Raw genomic sequence first — 16,712 nt, 5'->3', positions numbered from 1 at the left:
GATCGCAAGCCTCGGCAGCGCCGTTCGGGCGGACTCGTCCCGGCCGACGGATCATGCTCCGTTGAGTCGCTCGACCGCGTACTCGCCGACCGTGGTGCTTCCCATCACGCAGCCGGTCATGGTGTTCAGCTCCGCCGGGTCTCCGCGCAGCGCCGTCCAGGCCGCCCGCCCGGCCGCCGGGTCGAGCCGTTCCAGCAGGGTGGCGGCGTACACGCGGCCCGCGGAGGTGCCCCCGGTGAGCAGCCGGTCGAGCAGGTCGCGTACCTCCTCCGGGTGGTCGGTCATCGCCACCGCGACGCGCTGGTACGCCTCGGTCTCGGGCAGCAGCGTGCCCGCGATGCCGACCCCGCCGAACGCCAACGTGCTGGCGTGGCCGAGTTCCGCGACGGCCCTCGCCAACTCCGATTCCTTTTTGCGCCGCATCCCGAACATGTCTCCATCCTCGCCCCGGGAGCCCGCCTCCGCCCGTCGGAGGCGGGCCCGGTGCGACGGGTTCAGCTGGACGTGACCGACAGGCCGTCCTTGCTGTCCCGGAGGTCGACCCGCACCGCGTCGCCGTCGCGGACCTCACCGGCGAGCAGGGCTCTGGCGAGCTGGTCGCCGATCGCCGACTGGACCAGCCGACGCAGCGGCCGGGCACCGTAGATCGGGTCGTACCCGTGCTCGGCGAGCCAGCCGCGGGCGTCGTCGGTGACGTCCAACGTCAACCGGCGGTCGGCGAGACGCCGACCCAGTCGCGCCAGTTGGATGTCCACGATGGCCCGGAGGTCGTCACCGTGCAGGGCGGCGAAGACCACGATGTCGTCGAGTCGGTTGAGGAACTCCGGCTTGAAATGCGACCGGACCGTCGCCAGGACGCCCTCGCGGCGCTGCTCCTCGGCCAACGTCAGGTCGCTGATCACCGCCGAGCCGAGGTTGGAGGTGAGGATCAGGATGGCGTTGCGGAAGTCGACCGTACGCCCCTGGCCGTCGGTGAGCCGACCGTCGTCGAGCACCTGGAGCAGGATGTCGAAGACGTCCGGGTGGGCCTTCTCCACCTCGTCCAGCAGGATCACCGAGTACGGCCGGCGGCGCACCGCCTCGGTGAGCTGGCCGCCCTCCTCGTAGCCGACGTAGCCGGGCGGCGCGCCGACCAGGCGGGCCACGGAGTGCTTCTCGCCGTACTCGCTCATGTCGATGCGGACCATGGCCCGCTCGTCGTCGAAGAGGAACTCGGCGAGCGCCTTGGCCAACTCGGTCTTTCCGACACCGGTCGGGCCGAGGAAGAGGAAGCTGCCGGTCGGGCGGTCCGGGTCGGCGACTCCGGCCCGCGCGCGTCGGACGGCATCGGAGACCGCGGCGACCGCCTCGGTCTGGCCGACCACGCGCCCGCGCAGCGACTCCTCCATCCGCAGCAGCTTGGCGGTCTCACCCTCCAGCAGCCGGCCGGCGGGAATGCCGGTCCAGGAGGCGACGACCGCGGCGATGTCGTCCGCGCCGACCTCCTCCTTGAGCATCGCACCGGCGGACTGGAGTCGCGCCAACTCCTCCTCGGCGGTGGCCAGTTCGGCCTGAAGGGCGGGGATCCGGCCGTACCGCAGCTCGGCGGCGCGTTCCAGCTCGCCGTCGCGCTCGGCCCGTTCGGCCTCGCCACCGAGCCGCTCCAGCTCCTCCTTGGCGGTGGAGAGCTTGGTGATGTGACTCTTCTCCAGTTGCCACCGCTCGGAGAGGGCGGTGAGCTGCTCGCGCTTGTCGGCCAACTCCTTGCGTAGCCGCTCCAGCCGCTCGGCGGACGCCGCGTCCGGCTCCTTGGCCAGCGCCATCTCCTCGATTTCCAGCCGGCGCACCGCTCGCTCGATCTCGTCCACCTCGACCGGACGCGAGTCGATCTCCATCCGGAGCCGGGACGCGGACTCGTCGACCAGGTCGATCGCCTTGTCCGGCAGGAACCGGTCGGTGATGTACCGGTCGGAGAGGGCGGCGGCGGCGACCAGGGCGGCGTCGGTGATGCGTACGCCGTGGTGCACCTCGTAGCGCTCCTTGAGCCCGCGCAGGATGCCGATGGTGTCCTCCACTGTGGGCTCACCGACCAGCACCGGCTGGAAGCGGCGCTCCAGGGCCGGATCCTTCTCGATGTGCTCGCGGTACTCGTCGAGCGTGGTCGCGCCGACCATACGCAGCTCACCACGGGCCAGCATCGGCTTGAGCATGTTGCCGGCGTCCATCGAGCCCTCGCCCTTGCCGGCACCCACGACGGTGTGCAGCTCGTCGAGGAAGGTGATCACCTGCCCGTCAGAGTTCTTGATCTCCTCCAGGACGGACTTCAGCCGCTCCTCGAACTGGCCCCGGTACTGTGCGCCCGCCACCATGGCGCCGAGGTCGAGCGAGACGAGTTTCTTGTCGCGCAGCGACTCCGGCACGTCGCCGGCCACAATCCGCTGTGCCAGGCCCTCGACGATCGCGGTCTTGCCGACACCGGGCTCGCCGATCAGCACCGGGTTGTTCTTGGTACGCCGGGACAGCACCTGGATCACCCGGCGGATCTCGGAGTCCCGGCCGATCACCGGGTCGATCTTGCCGTCCCGTGCGCTCGCGGTCAGGTCCACGCCGTACTTGGTAAGCGCCTGGTAGGTCTGCTCCGGATCGGCGGTGGTCACCCGGCGGTCCCCGCCGCGCACCGTCGGGAAGGCGGCCACCAGGCTCTCCTCGGTGGCACCGGCGGCCTTCAGCGCGGCGGACACGGCCCCGCCGACCCGGGACAGCCCGGCGAGCAGGTGCTCGGTGGAGGTGTACTCGTCGCCCAGCGGGCGGGCGATCTGCTCGGCGGCGCCGATGGCGTTGACGAACTCGCGGGCCAGGGTCGGCTCGGCGATGCTGGAGCCGCGGGCGGCGGGCAGCGCGTCGACGGCCCGCTGGGTGGCCCGGCGCAGCTCGGTCGGGTCGGCCCCGACGGCGCGCAGCAGGCCGGCAGCGGTCGAGCCCTCGGTGTCCAGCAGCGACAACAACAGGTGCCACGGCTCCACCGTGGCGTGCCCGCGCTGGTTGGCCAGGGCGACGGCACCGGTGATGGTCTCGCGGCTCTTGGTGGTGAGGCGTTCGGTGTTCATGGGCTCCCCTGGATCGGCGTGTCCACTGGTACCGACAGAACCAGAGTTGAGTCTATTCCGCTCAACCCAGGGGACGTGACCTGAGTCACATCAGTCGCTCACCAGGTTGATCGCGACCCAGCTTCGTTCGGCGTACTGGCCGGCGCCGAGCAGGACACCCTGCGGCCCCGCCGCGAAGAGCGTGCCGTCGGGCAGCAGTCGGATGGAGTGCTCGGCCGTGACCGGCCAGGGCAGGTCCAGGTACCGACCGCCGACGACGGCACCCGCGCCGCGTGGGCTGATCACCGCCGCCGTGCTGCCACCCAGCGGCACCACCCGCCCGGCTTCCGGATGCCCCTCGGCGTACACCCTGAACCAGTTGTTGCCGCCGGTGCTGCGCCACAGTGCCGGGAAGCCCGTCCGGTCGGGCCGCTCGCCGACCAACCACCACCCGTCGGAGCCCAGCAGCAATCGGAGCACGCTCACCTCGCCTTGGGCCGGCAGCGGTTCCCCCGAACGCCAACTCCGCCCCTCGTCCCAGGACTTCGCGACGCGCGGCCTGCCGTCACCGGACAGCCCGGTCACCACCAGCGGCGCGTGGAACTCGGTCCCGTCCGACTTCCTGAACAGCGTGTCGGCGACGGCGACCGTGTGTATCGCGGACAGCGGCGGCTGGGCGGGCAGCGGGCGCAGCCGGCGACCGTCCCACCGACCCACCTTGCCCGATTCCTCGATGACCTGGAAACGACCCTGGGTCCCCTGCCAACTGGCCGGGGCCGCCTCTCCCGGGCTGTGTCGGAAGGTCTCGCCGCCGTCGGTCGAGGTCCACCAACCGTGCGGCTCGGCCCAGAGGGCGAGCACCTCGACGGTGGCGTACATCTGTTGGTTGCCTGCCACCGGTCTCGGGTGGCGCAGCGACTGCCAGGACCGGCCGCCGTCGCGGGTCGACCAGAGCAGGGCGGGGCACTCCGGGCCACCGGGCGGGCGGCCGTCGCAGGCGGCGAAGAGGGCGTACCCGCGCTGGGCGTCGACAAATTCGACGTACGGCTGGTCGTACCGCTCGGAGACCGCGAGGCGGGTGGTGCGGGTCTCCGCGACGGGCCTCGGTGCCGGCGGCGCGGAGGCGCTGTCCGACAGCGTCGGCTCGGGTGCTGGAGCGGTACGACGCACGTCACCGATCGAACAGCCGGCAAGTGTCGTCACCAGCACGGACAGGAGCAGTAGGCGGGCCTGCCGCGAGGTCATTCGGCCTCCGACGCGAGAGTAGCCTGGGCGCGTGCGAGTACGTGTCGAACAGACTGCCTTACCGGGGATCGGCGTACGTCATGACATGATGACGGAATCCGGCCGACGGTTGGGGGTCGTCTCTCACCGCAGCGGTCGCCGCGACCTCGTCCTGTACGACCCGGACGACCCGGACGGTTGCTCGGCGGACATCCCACTCACCGACGACGAGGCGGGGGCGCTGGCCGACATCCTGGGTGCGTCGCTGATCCTCGGGCAGCTCTCCGGGCTGCGCGAACAGGCCGCTGGCCTGCTCACCGAGCAGATCGCCGTCCCGGCCTCCTCCACCTATGTCAACCGGCCCCTCGGTGACGCGAAGGTGCGCACCCGCACGGGAGCCTCGATCGTGGCGATCCTGCGCGCCGGCGAGGTGATCGTTTCGCCGAGTCCGACCTTCCGCCTCGCCGCCGGCGACGTGCTCGTCATCGTCGGCAACCGGCAGGGCCTGGACGGGGCGAGCGCGATCTTCGCCGCCGACGATCCCGCCGGCTGAGCCCCGATGCACGACTTCAGCACCCTGCTCATCGAGGTCGGCGGGCTGCTGTTCCTGCTCGGGCTGCTCGGCCGGCTGGGCCGCCGGGTCGGGCTCTCGCCGATTCCGCTCTATCTGCTGGCGGGGCTGGCCTTCGGTCACGGCGGCGTGCTGGAGTTGAGCGCCAGCGAGGAGTTCTTCGCGATCGGCGCCGAGATCGGTGTGATCCTGCTGCTGGTGATGCTCGGCCTGGAGTACTCCGCCGACGAACTCGTCGGCAGCCTGCGGTCGGCCGCGCCGGCAGGACTGCTCGACGCGCTGTTGAACGCGCTGCCCGGTGCGGCATTCGCGCTGCTGCTCGGTTGGGGTTGGGTGGCTGCGGTGGTGCTCGGCGGGATCACCTGGGTCTCGTCCTCGGGGGTGATCGCCAGGGTGCTGGCCGACCTGGGCCGACTCGGTAACCGGGAGACCCCCGTGATCCTGTCCGTGCTGGTGGTCGAGGACCTCGCGATGGCCTTCTACCTGCCGCTGCTGACCGCTCTGCTGGCCGGAGTCGGGTTCGTCAAGGGGGGTGTCTCCCTCGCCGTCGCGGTGCTGACCGTGATCGCGGTGCTGGTGGTGGCCCTTCGTTATGGCAACGTCCTCTCCCGGGCGTTGTCGGCCGGCAGCGCCGAGGCATTGCTGCTCGGGGTACTCGGACTGACCCTGCTGGTGGCCGGAGTAGCCGCGAAGTTGCAGGTGTCGGCGGCGGTGGGCGCGTTCCTGGTCGGCATCGCGCTCTCCGGGCCGGTCGCCCACCATGCCACCGAGCTGCTGACTCCGCTGCGGGACCTCTTCGCCGCCGTGTTCTTCGTCTTCTTCGGCCTCGCCACCGATCCACGGCACATCCCACCGGTGCTGCTACCGGCGCTGCTGCTCGCGCTGGCCACCATGGGAACCAAGACGCTTACCGGCTACCTGGCCGCCCGGCGGGCGGGCATCGCCGAACCGGGCCGCTGGCGTGCCGGCCTGGCGCTGGTACCCCGGGGCGAGTTCTCCATCGTCATCGCCGGAATCGCGGTGGCCTCCGGCACCGTCTCACCGAAGCTGGCGGCACTGGCGGCGACGTACGTGCTGATCACGGTCGTCACCGGGCCGGTGCTGGCCCGGCTGCCCGACCTCGCCTGGTTCAAGGGTTGGCTACGGGCCCGGGCTGCGGCGCAGCCGGCCCGGGCTGCGACCGCGTCGAACCGGGCGTGAGCGTCGGACCAGCCGATTTCACCGTCCGGAGGGCCCGTGTCGACCAAGAGATGCCGAATTGCTTCCCGTAGGGGCTACCGGTACTCACCGGTACCGCGTTAACGTGTCGCCCCAGCAGCCAGGGTTCGCGGTGGGCGGACGCCCCCGCGGGCGAGAGCGGAAGGTTGGCCGGTGAGCGTGCAGGAGTCAGCGTTCCACGGCTTCGCCAACCCCGTCGATCCAACCCCGGCGGAGTTGCGAGCGTGGGCTTACCACCCCGATTCCGTCCCGTTGACGTCGATGCCGCCGGACTGGGACCTGCTGGTCTCCGGTGACCGGTTGGTGACGACGCTGTTCGACCTCGCCATGGACACCCGCTGTCCGGCGCGTCGGTTCGCGCTGCACTGTCTCTACATCTACGCCGCCGACGGGATCCGGACGAACTTCCGGGCACATCCGAAGCGTCGCTTTCGGAAGCTGGTCGACCAGGCCGAGCGCAACGGCGACGAGATGATGCGTACCTGGGCGCACAACAGTCGGGTACTGCTGACCCGACCGGAGCTTTTCGTGTACCGGGAGTGGTGCGAGGGCGGGCTGGTGCGGGAGAACCGCCGACTCTGAACGCCGAACGGGCCGGGACCCCCCGTGGCTCCCGGCCCGCACGTCGGCGGATCGTCAGCGCGACCCGCCCCGCTCGCGACGGTGCTGATCGCTGCGTGCCTGGCCGGCGCCATGGCCGACCCGGCCGCTGTCCGCGGCGACCCGATCGCCCCGGCCGCTGAACCTGCCGGCCTGGATCTGGTCGGAGAAGCGTCCCTTGGTGATCCGGTCGAACCGGTGCTGGACGTTCTCAGCCAGGTCGTCGAGGCGTTGCTCCGTCTCCTCGGCCACCTTCCTCGCCGATTCCGTCATGGCTCCCCCCGCCAGATCGGAGTCCGGATTGAGATGGTTTGGACCTGATTTCTGAAGACTAGTCGAGACAACCTGTCTCTCGCTCGGGTTCGCGGAAACACGAGCGGCGCAGCGCCCGCGGACAAGCGAAAGGGGGTGTGGCCCACTCGGAGCCACACCCCCCTTTCGCCGTGGCGGGCGTCAGCGCCCGGAGCTGCGTCGGGGACGCCAGACCACCAGGGCGGTCGAGGTCTGGTTGGTGGGAACGAGATCCCGACCGGGAAAGCGGGCCAGCGACTCCAGCTCGGCCATCCGGCGGTACGCGGCGTCGAGTTCCGCCTCCAGCTGGGCGACCCGCTGCTGGGCCTGCTCCAGCAGTCGCTCCAGCCCGATGATCCGCTTGATCCCGGCGAGGTTGACGCCGTCGTCCTGGCTGAGCCGCTGCACCTCGCGCAGCAGCACCACGTCCCGGACGCTGTACCGCCGCCCACCACCGGCCGCCCGGCCGGCCTGCACCAGGCCGAGCCGGTCGTACTGGCGCAGCGTCTGCGGATGCATGCCCGCCATCCGTGCCGCAACCGAGATCATCAGCACCTTGGCCTCGTATGCCGGGTCATCCGAGCCGACGAACCCGTCCATCCCGCTCACCTCCGCACCGCTTCACCGATCAACCGAACCGACGCACCCGCGCGTCGAGATGTTCCCGCGCCGCCGGCGGAGTCTGCTCGGCGAACGTCTCCAACGCGGCCCGCGCCTCGTCCGAGATCCGCGCCGGCACCACGACGTCCAGGGTGACCAGCAGATCGCCCTGCTGGCCGTCCCGGCGACTGACCCCCTTGCCCCTGGCCCGCAGGATGCGACCGCTCGGCGTGCCCGGCGGCACCCGCAGGGTCACCGGACCGTCGAGCGTCGGCACCCGCAGGTCGGTGCCGAGGACGGCCTCCGCGAACGTGATCGGCACGGTCAGGGTGAGGTCGTCGCCGGTACGCCCGAAGACCTCGTCCGGGCGAACCTTCACGTGCACGAACAGGTCACCCGCCGGACCGCCGCGCTCACCCGGCTCGCCTCGGCCGGCCAGCCGGATCCGCTGGCCGTCGGCCACCCCGGTGGGAAAGCGGACGTTGAGCGTACGGGTCTTGGTGACCCCGCCGGTGCCCTGGCACTCCGGGCACTTCTCGTCCACCACCGTGCCCACGCCCTGGCAGTTGCGGCAGGGCTCGGAAAAACTGAACGCACCCTGGTTCCGGTTGGTGACCCCGGCACCGTGGCAGACCGGGCAGGTGCGCGGCGCGGTGCCAGGCTTGGCACCGTTGCCGTGGCAGGTGTCGCAGACACCGGGTGCGCGCAGCGTCAGCGGCAGGGTCACGCCGCGTACCGCGTCATTGAAGTCGAGCGCCACCTCGGTCTCGATGTCCCGCCCTCGGGCCGGACCCGGCGCGCCCGCACCCCCGCCACCACCGGAGAAGATCGAGCTGAACAGGTCGGAGATGTTGCCACCGGCGAACCGGCCACCACCCGGCTGCGCGCCACCGAACAGGTCGGAGACGTCGAACGGCGCACCGCCCGGTTGGCCGCCCTGCCGGGCACCACGCCGGAATGCGCCAGAGCCGAAGAGCGAGCGCATCTCGTCGTACTCGCGGCGCTTGGCGTCGTCGCCGAGCACCGCGTACGCCTCGGACACCGCTTTGAAGCGTTCCTCGGCCTTGGCGTCGCCGGGGTTGTGGTCCGGGTGCGACTCGCGGGCCAGCTTGCGGTACGCCTTCTTGATCTCATCAGAGGGAGCGGTTTTCGCCACGCCCAGGACCGCGTAGTAGTCCTTCTCGATCCAGTCCTTCGAACTCACCCGTTCACCTCCTCCCCACCTCCGGGCCCGGTCCGCCCCGCCCACCGGGTTTCGGCGAGCGGGGCGGCCGGATCACCGTCGCGCACTATTCCGGGTCGGCGACCGCGACCAGCGCGGGCCGCAGCAGTCGCTCGCCGACCTGGTAGCCCCGGCGCATCACCTGCACACAGGTCGGCTCGGTGACGTCGGACGAGGTCTGGTGGGCCACCGCCTCGTGCCGCGTCGGGTCGAACGGATCGCCCTGCTCACCGAACGGGGTCAGCCCGAACTTGCCCAGCGCGGTGATGAGCTGCTCGGCCACCGAACCGAACGGGCCGACCAGATCGCCATGCTCCCGGGCCCGGTCGAGATCGTCCAGGATCGGCAGCAGCGCGGCGAGCACGGACCCGGTGGCCTGCTCGGTGACCAGGCCACGGTCGCGCTCGACCCGCTTGCGGTAGTTGGCGTACTCGGCCGACACCCGCTGCACGTCGCGGGTGCGTTCGTCCAGCTCGGCGCGGAGCGCCTCCAGCTCGGCGCCCAGCCCGCCGGCGGTCGGCTCGGTCGGCTCCCCGACCGGCTGTGCCGGCGCGTCCACGACCGGCGGACCCTCGGTGGAGGCGTCGCTGAGCGCGCTCGCCTCGACCTCGATCGAGTCGACCACGACCTCGGCCTCCTCGACCAGGCCCTCCGCTGGCACGTCCGGTCCGGCGTCCGCCGCCGTACCGTCGGGTTCGCGGATCTGACTGATCTTGCGGTTGTTGCGGATGACGACCCGCGGCGCGTCGCCGGTGGCCGGCTCGGACGCCGAGCCACCCGGCGCCGACCCGGTGTCACCCGGGTCGGCGGCTCGTGGCTTCTCCGTCATACGACTACCTCATCCCTCTGCCCGTGCGTTCGGGTGGCCAGGACCGTCACTTCTTGTCCTCGTCCACGATCTCCGCGTCGACCACGTCGTCCGCACCGGGCCGGGCGCCGCCGGCCTGCGCGCCACCGGTCGCGTCGGCGCCACCGGCCGCGCCGGGACCGGCCTCGCCGCCCGCCTGGGACTGCTCGGCCTGCTGGGCGTAGAGCAGCGAGCCCGCCTCCTGGGAGACCTGCGCGAGCCGCTCGTGCGCCGACTTGATCTTCTCGATGTCGCTGCCACCGAGAGCGCCACGCAGCTCGCCGAGGGCCTCGTTGAGCTTCTCGCGGTTCTCGGCGGGGAGCTTCTCACCGTTCTCGGCGAGGAACTTCTCGGTCTGCCACTGCAGGGCCTCGGCCACGTTGCGGGTCTCGGCCTCCTCGCGGCGGCGCTTGTCCTCCTCCGCGTGCTCCTCGGCGTCCCGGCGCATCCGCTCGATGTCGTCCTTCGGCAGCGAGGAGCCGCCGGTGATCGTCATCTTCTGTTCCTTGCCGGTGCCCAGGTCCTTGGCGTGGACATTGACGATGCCGTTGGCGTCGATGTCGAAGGTGACCTCAATCTGCGGCACGCCGCGCGGGGCCGGCGGAAGGCCGGTCAGCTCGAAGGTGCCGAGCTTCTTGTTGTACGCGGCGATCTCACGCTCACCCTGGAAGACCTGGATCAGCACCGACGGCTGGTTGTCGTCGGCGGTGGTGAACACCTCGGAGCGCTTGGTCGGGATGGTGGTGTTGCGCTCGATGAGCTTGGTGAAGATGCCACCCTTGGTCTCGATGCCCAGGCTCAGCGGCGTCACGTCGAGCAGCAGGACGTCCTTGACCTCGCCCTTGAGCACGCCGGCCTGAAGTGCGGCGCCCACGGCGACGACCTCGTCCGGGTTGACGCCCTTGTTGGGCTCCTTGCCGGTGAGCTGCTTGACCAGGTCGGTCACGGCCGGCATCCGGGTCGAGCCACCGACGAGGATCACGTGGTCGACGTCGGAGACCTTGATCCCGGCGTCCTTCACGGCCTGCTCGAACGGGCCCTTGCAGCGGTCCAGCAGATCCTGCGTCATCCGCTGGAACTCGGCCCGGCTGAGGGTCACGTCCAGGTGCAGCGGGCCGGCGGCACCGGCGGTGATGTACGGCAGGTTGATGTTGGTGGTGGTGGCGGCGGACAGCTCGATCTTGGCCTTCTCGGCGGCCTCCTTGAGCCGCTGCATCGCCATCTTGTCCTGCGACAGGTCGATGCCGTGCTCACCCCGGAAGGTCTTCACCAGGTGGTCCATGATCCGCTGGTCCCAGTCGTCACCACCGAGGAGGTTGTCACCGCTTGTCGACTTGACCTCGATGACGCCCTCGGCCAACTCCAGCAGCGACACGTCGAAGGTGCCGCCACCGAGGTCGAAGACCAGGACGGTCTGCTCCTTGGAGCCCTTGTCCAGCCCGTACGCCAGGGCGGCCGCGGTCGGCTCGTTCACGATCCGCAGCACGTTGAAGCCGGCGATCTCGCCAGCCTCCTTGGTGGCCTGCCGCTGGCCGTCGTTGAAGTAGGCCGGAACGGTGATCACCGCGTCGGTGATCTGCTCGCCCAGGTAGGCCTCGGCGTCCCGCTTGAGCTTCATCAGCGTCCGGGCCGAGATCTCCTGCGGGGTGTACTTCTTGCCGTCGATGTCGACGGACCAGTTGGTGCCGATCTCCCGCTTGACCGAGCGGATCGTCCGGTCCGGGTTCGTCACCGCCTGGCGCTTGGCGACCTCACCGACGAGCACCTCGCCGTTACGGGCGAACGCGACGATCGACGGGGTCGTCCGCGAGCCCTCAGCGTTGGCGATGACGGTGGGCTCACCGCCCTCCAGAACGCTGACGCAGGAGTTCGTCGTGCCGAGGTCGATACCGACCGCACGTGCCATCTTCGCTTCCTCGCTTCGTTACGTTGAGCAGGTGACGGGCCCTCCCGTCCCGCTGCGCGGCACCTGCCGTCCGCAGCGACCCCACCTCAAGTTGAGTGAACTTGACTCAATAGTGCCACGCCCCCGGAAATCGTCAAGTCAGGGTTGAGTCGGATCGGCGCAACTCGGCAGTCCTACCGACCGGTTGTCTTACCTTGTGTCGGTCGGGCACGCTTTAGCGGTGACGACGCATGGCGATTCCGCCTCACCGTCCGGCGCGCCCGCCGTCGCAGCCCGCACCGGGTCCACCGGCGCCGGCGAGGACCGGCCCGCGCCCACCGGGGACGACACCCTGCCAGACGCCCTGACCAGCCTGCGCGCCGCGATCGGGGCGGCCCGGTTCCCGCTGGCCCTGCCCTCGGCCGAGCTGGCCGCGCGCACCGTCGCCGCCCTCGCCGACCAGCTCGACGACTACCTGCTGCCCCGCCTGACCCGCCTCGACGCTCCGCTGCTCGTGGTGGTCGGCGGATCCACCGGCGCCGGCAAGTCGACCCTGGTCAACAGCCTGGTGCAGGCCCGGGTCAGCGCCGCCGGGGTGTTGCGGCCGACCACCCGGTCTCCGGTACTGGTCTGCAACCCGGCCGACTCGGCCTGGTTCCGCCGGGGGGAGCTGCTGCCCGGGCTGACCCGCACCAACCAGCCCAGCGACGATCCCCGCACCCTGCATCTGGTCACCGCCCCGGCGCTCCCGCCGGGGCTGGCGTTCCTGGACGCCCCCGACATCGACTCGGTGGTCGACGCCAACCGGGCCCTGGCCAACCAGCTGCTCGCCGCCGCCGACCTCTGGCTCTTCGTCACCACCGCCGCCCGGTACGCCGACGCCGTCCCCTGGGAGCTGCTGCACAACGCCCGGGCCAGGGGCGCGGTACTCGCCCTGGTACTCAACCGGGTGCCGGCGGAGGCGACCGACGAGGTGGCCGCCCATCTCGCCGAGATGCTCGCCGAGCAGGGTCTCGACGCCGCGCCGCTGTTCGTGCTCCCGGAGACCTGGGTCGACGGGCAGGGGCTGCTACCGGGCCGCAGCACCGCGCCGCTGGCCGACTGGTTCGCCCGGCTCGCCGCCGACGCGGAGGCTCGCTCGGCAGTGGTACGGCAGACGCTGGGCGGCGCGCTGGCCCTGCTGCAACCGACCGTCGAGAGCCTGGCGCTCGCCGTCGACGAGCAGGTCGCCGCCGCCGACGCGCTGGACGACCGGGTACGTGCGGCGTACCGGGCCGCGAACCGGACCGTCGACCAGGGGCTGCGCGACGGTCGACTGCTCCGTGGCGAGGTGCTCGCCCGTTGGCAGGAGTTCATCGGCACCAGCGACCTCTTCCGCACCCTTGAGGCACGGATCGGCCGGCTGCGGGACCGCGTCATGGCCGCCTTCTCCCGACGCCCGGTCCCCGTCGTCGAGCTGCGGGACGCGATCGAGTCGCAACTTGTCACCCTGCTACGTGGGGTGGCCGCCGAGGCGGCCGAGCACGCGTACACCGGATGGAAGGCGCACCCGGCCGGCGCGGCCCTGCTCGAACCCGACCTCGCCCACCATGCCGCCGACCTGCCGCAGCGCGCCGAGCGCCTGGTCCGCGACTGGCAGCGCGGCGTGCTGGAACTGGTCCGGGCCGAAGGTGGCGACCGGCGCTTCGTGGCGCGGACCGCGGCGTACGCGGTGAACGCCACCGGGCTGGCCGTGATGATCGCTGTCTTCGCCTCCACCGCCTTCATCCCGACCGGGCTGGAGGTCGCCACAGGCGCCGGCACCACCCTCGCCGGTCAGGCGGTCCTTCAGGCGATCTTCGGTGATCAGGCCGTGCGTACGCTGGCCAGAAAGGCCCGGGAGGACCTGCTGGAGCGGGTGACGGTGCTGCTGGACGACGAGGCCACCCGCTATCTCGCCCGGACCAGGCAGGCCCGACCGCCGGCCCGGAACGCGACGGCGCTGCGTCAGGCGGCCGAACGGGTGGAGGCGGCCCGGTTGGGCAGCGGCTTCGCCGACGCCGCACCCGTGCTCAGCGCCCAGACGACGGGCGTCGACGCCCAGCTGACCGATGGGGAGCGGCCGTGACCGGCATGGGCGGACGCCTCCGCGAGGCGTTGCGAATCGCCGACGGGCGGGTGGACGCCGACCAACTTGTCGCCCGACTGGAGGCGGTACGGCGGTTCCTCGGCATCGTCGACGGCCACCTGCCGGACACTCCGTTGGTGCCGGCCCGCACCCTTGTCGAACGCGCGGGGACCCGGCTGGCGCTCTCCCGCGACCACACCGTGGTGGCACTGGCCGGAGCCACGGGCAGCGGCAAGTCGAGCCTGTTCAACGCGATGGCCCGGATGGACCTCTCACCCGTCGGGGTACGCCGGCCCACCACCGGTGTCACGCACGCCTGCGTGTGGGGCCCGCTCGACGGGGGCACCCGGCTGCTCGACTGGCTCGGCGTGCTGCCCCGCCACCGCTTCGTCCGGGAGAGCCTGCTCGACGGCGAAGACGAGTCCACGTTGCACGGGCTGATCCTGCTCGACCTGCCGGACTTCGACTCCGTCGACCACTCGCACCGGCTTGAGGTGGACCGGCTGCTCGGCCTGGTGGACCTGGTGGTCTGGGTGGTCGACCCGCAGAAGTACGCCGACCGGGTGATGCACCGAAGCTACCTCCGCGAGTTCCACCGGCACCGGGACGTGACAGTGGTCGTGCTCAACCAGACCGACCGGCTGCCGCCCGCCGAGGTGCCCCGGGTCCTGGCCGACCTGCGCCGCCTGCTCGACGCGGACGGGCTGGACGGGGTACCACTGCTGGCCACCACCGTCGCCGACCCGGAGGGCCCGGAGCGGCTGCGGGCGGCGCTGGAGCGCACCGTCGCCGAACGCCAGGCCGCGCTGCGTCGTCTCTCCGGTGACGTGGACACCGTCGTCGCCGCGCTGGACGACATGGTCGGCGCGCCCCGCACCGCACTCGCCGCCGACGATCCCGCGGTCACCGCGCTGGACCGTGCCCTGTGCCGGGCAGCCGGAGTGCCGACCGTCGTGGCGGCGGTCGAGCAGGCGTACCGGCATCGCGCCGCAGCAGCCACCGGCTGGCCGTTGCTGCGGCTCTGGCGGCGACTGCGGGCCGACCCGCTGCGCCGGCTGCACCTGCCCGACCGGCGGGCCGGTGGTGACCCGGCGGAGAGCCTGGTGGCCGCCACCTCCGTACCCGAGCCCAACGCGGCCGACAAGTCCGCACTGGCACTGGCCCTGCGGACGGTGGCCGAGCGGGCCGGGGACGGGCTGCCGAACGCCTGGCCTGATGCGATGGCCGCAGCTGCCCGGTCCCGCCTCGGCGACCTGCCGGACGCTCTGGACGGCGCGCTCGCCAGCACCGACCTCGGCGTCGACCGTCCTCGTGCGTGGTGGCGACTTGTGGGTGGGGTGCAGTGGCTGGTGACGTTCGCCGCGGTGGCCGGGCTGGGCTGGCTGGTCCTCGGCTACGCGGTGCGGGCACTCGGGTTGCCGGAGTTGCGGCACCCGATGGTCGGTGAGGTACCGGTGCCGACCCTGCTGCTGCTCGGCGGGTTGCTGACCGGGGCGCTCGTCGCGGCCCTGACCCGCCCGCTGGTCAGGTGGGCCGCCCGGCAGGCCCGTCACCGGGCGGAGGCGCAGCTGACCCGGGCCGTCGCCAGCGTCGGCGAACAGCAGGTGCTGGCCCCGGTGCGGGCCGTCATCGCCGCGCACGCCGACGCACGCACCGTCCTCGAGGTTGCCCGACACCGCTGACCCGGCCGCTGAACGTTCCTGGACACCGCGCGATCGGCGTAGGGTCGGGTCATGGCCACGCCACAGACCCCCTACGACGCGGTGCTGCACGCCGCACGCGACGTGACCAAGCTCGACTCGGCCCTCGACGCGGAGATGCTCGGTGCGGCCCTGCTCGGCAGCGTGTACGAGGTCGCCGAAACGGACCGGGAGGCGGCGGTACGCGACTTCGTGGGCGACTTCCTCGCCGCCACCTCCAGACGACGGGCGGTCGCGGCGACGACGGTCCGGGCCGTCTTCGCGGCCCTGGTGCCGGACGCGGCCGGCGCGGACCGGGTCCGTCCCGGCGCGACGGCACCGGCCTGGTCCGGGCAGCTCGGCAAGGTACACGTCACCGGCACCTGGTCGTACGGCGACGTGTACGGCGACCAGACCTCCTACCTGGCGACGTTCGCCTACGACGACGCGACCGGGGGGCCGGAACACGCCCTGGTCGCCCTGATCGACCACAACATCGGCATCACCAAGGACGTGTTCGTCGGCGGCCCGGCGGGCCGGATCCTGGAGCAGGTCCGACAGTTGTGCGCCGAAGACGAGTTGACCTGGTTCCGGGAGGAAAGCCCGACCCGGATGCGTGACGAGGTGAGCCGGCATCTGGCCGTCACCGACCATCTGGGTCAGCTGCCCGGTGCCGCCTCGCTCGCCACCGACCGGGCGCTGGTCGGGGCTCGGCTGGCGGTCCTGCCGGCCACGACCGCACCACCGCCCCGGCAGGCCGACGACCCGTTGCCCGATGCCGAGCGGGCCGCGGAGATCCGCCGGTTCCTGGGCTCGCCGGACGCCGCCCGGGCCGGACTGGACGCGGTCGACGACGCCGAACTGGCCTCACTGCACTTCTGCCTGGGGCTGCTGCTCGACCACGCGGCCACCTTCCCCGACGCCGACCCGCTGCGGTGGAGCCCGACCGTCGCCGGTCTCTTTCTGCTCGACTGGGTGCACCGTCGGGCCGTGCTCGACATGGACGACGCGGCGATGCTGCCCCGGGTGCTGCGCGCCTGGGCCGGATACGCGGCGCACCGGCGTGGGCTGCCCGATTCGGCAGCCGCCGCCACGGACGCCGCGATCGAGGAGATGGTGCCGGAGTTCGTCCGGCTCTACGCGACCGGCGAGCGTCGCAGCCCGGCCACTGCCGCAGTGGCCCAGTTGATGGCCGACGGCATCGACCCGGATGACCCGGCGGCCCTGGACGCCTGGATCGAGGCCAACCGACACCGCCTCGCCGACGACGGCTGACCTGCACCCAACGCTCATCGAACCGTCCGCGTCCGGCACCGCCGGTCAGGCTGGCACCGCCGGTCAGGCTGGCACCGCCGGTCAGGCTGGCACCGCCGGTCAGGCTGGCACCGCCGGTCAGGCTGGCA

The 16,712-nt window shown here is 71.8% G+C and carries 14 protein-coding genes; 6 read left to right on the top strand and 8 right to left on the bottom strand.

The window, feature by feature from the left end; genetic code table 11:
- Window positions 1-51: 51 nt before the first annotated feature.
- The 3 genes from Vse01_RS15450 to Vse01_RS15440 form a co-directional block, all read right to left on the bottom strand.
- Window positions 52-432 carry a hypothetical protein gene (locus Vse01_RS15450; protein WP_093403763.1) on the bottom strand — a complete coding sequence of 127 codons (381 nt, stop codon included), beginning with the start codon at window positions 430-432 and terminating at the stop codon, window positions 52-54.
- A gap of 62 nt (window positions 433-494) precedes the next feature.
- Window positions 495-3,086, bottom strand: coding sequence for an ATP-dependent chaperone ClpB (clpB, locus tag Vse01_RS15445; RefSeq protein ID WP_093403761.1), 2,592 nt, complete (start codon window positions 3,084-3,086; stop codon window positions 495-497).
- A gap of 90 nt (window positions 3,087-3,176) precedes the next feature.
- Window positions 3,177-4,310: a beta propeller repeat protein gene (locus Vse01_RS15440; protein ID WP_093403759.1), complete on the bottom strand. Its 1,134-nt coding sequence runs from the start codon at window positions 4,308-4,310 to the stop codon at window positions 3,177-3,179.
- A 31-nt stretch (window positions 4,311-4,341) separates the two neighbouring features.
- On the opposite strand from Vse01_RS15440, the gene Vse01_RS15435 reads away from it, so the two are divergent.
- The 3 genes from Vse01_RS15435 (at window position 4,342) to Vse01_RS15425 (ending at window position 6,660) form a co-directional block, all read left to right on the top strand.
- Window positions 4,342-4,842 (top strand): cation:proton antiporter regulatory subunit, encoded by a 501-nt coding sequence (locus Vse01_RS15435; RefSeq protein ID WP_093403757.1) that lies wholly within the window; start codon window positions 4,342-4,344, stop codon window positions 4,840-4,842.
- Between the two features lie 6 nt (window positions 4,843-4,848).
- Complete coding sequence (locus Vse01_RS15430; RefSeq protein ID WP_093403755.1) at window positions 4,849-6,060, top strand: cation:proton antiporter; 1,212 nt, start codon at window positions 4,849-4,851, stop codon at window positions 6,058-6,060.
- Between the two features lie 171 nt (window positions 6,061-6,231).
- Window positions 6,232-6,660 (top strand): hypothetical protein, encoded by a 429-nt coding sequence (locus tag Vse01_RS15425; RefSeq protein WP_093403754.1) that lies wholly within the window; start codon window positions 6,232-6,234, stop codon window positions 6,658-6,660.
- Between the two features lie 54 nt (window positions 6,661-6,714).
- Here Vse01_RS15425 and Vse01_RS15420 read toward each other — a convergent pair whose 3' ends face one another.
- From Vse01_RS15420 to dnaK, 5 genes are all read right to left on the bottom strand, one after another.
- Entirely contained in the window at window positions 6,715-6,951 is a 237-nt protein-coding gene (locus tag Vse01_RS15420; protein ID WP_093403752.1) for a hypothetical protein, read from the bottom strand.
- A gap of 180 nt (window positions 6,952-7,131) precedes the next feature.
- Complete coding sequence (locus Vse01_RS15415) at window positions 7,132-7,569, bottom strand: heat shock protein transcriptional repressor HspR (protein WP_093403750.1); 438 nt, start codon at window positions 7,567-7,569, stop codon at window positions 7,132-7,134.
- Between the two features lie 28 nt (window positions 7,570-7,597).
- The gene (gene dnaJ / locus Vse01_RS15410) at window positions 7,598-8,773 is read right to left on the bottom strand and encodes a molecular chaperone DnaJ (protein WP_093403748.1); all 1,176 of its coding nucleotides are present in this window, start codon (window positions 8,771-8,773) and stop codon (window positions 7,598-7,600) included.
- Between the two features lie 85 nt (window positions 8,774-8,858).
- Window positions 8,859-9,620, bottom strand: coding sequence for a nucleotide exchange factor GrpE (gene grpE, locus Vse01_RS15405; protein WP_093403746.1), 762 nt, complete (start codon window positions 9,618-9,620; stop codon window positions 8,859-8,861).
- A 46-nt stretch (window positions 9,621-9,666) separates the two neighbouring features.
- Complete coding sequence (dnaK, locus tag Vse01_RS15400; protein WP_204019248.1) at window positions 9,667-11,544, bottom strand: molecular chaperone DnaK; 1,878 nt, start codon at window positions 11,542-11,544, stop codon at window positions 9,667-9,669.
- Between the two features lie 220 nt (window positions 11,545-11,764).
- On the opposite strand from dnaK, the gene Vse01_RS15395 reads away from it, so the two are divergent.
- From Vse01_RS15395 to Vse01_RS15385, 3 genes are read left to right on the top strand one after another with little or no spacing between them, the layout of a single operon-like run.
- Window positions 11,765-13,630, top strand: coding sequence for a GTPase domain-containing protein (locus Vse01_RS15395; RefSeq protein WP_093409103.1), 1,866 nt, complete (start codon window positions 11,765-11,767; stop codon window positions 13,628-13,630).
- A gap of 5 nt (window positions 13,631-13,635) precedes the next feature.
- Window positions 13,636-15,312 carry a GTPase gene (locus tag Vse01_RS15390; RefSeq protein WP_093409420.1) on the top strand — a complete coding sequence of 559 codons (1,677 nt, stop codon included), beginning with the start codon at window positions 13,636-13,638 and terminating at the stop codon, window positions 15,310-15,312.
- 51 nt (window positions 15,313-15,363) lie between these two features.
- Window positions 15,364-16,584, top strand: coding sequence for a hypothetical protein (locus tag Vse01_RS15385; RefSeq protein WP_093409105.1), 1,221 nt, complete (start codon window positions 15,364-15,366; stop codon window positions 16,582-16,584).
- Window positions 16,585-16,712 lie beyond the last annotated feature (128 nt).

It is taken from the genome of Micromonospora sediminimaris (assembly GCF_016863575.1).
Classification (GTDB): domain Bacteria; phylum Actinomycetota; class Actinomycetes; order Mycobacteriales; family Micromonosporaceae; genus Micromonospora; species Micromonospora sediminimaris.
Note: the sequence above shows the minus strand (reverse complement) of the source record. Positions and strands in the feature narration are given on the sequence as shown.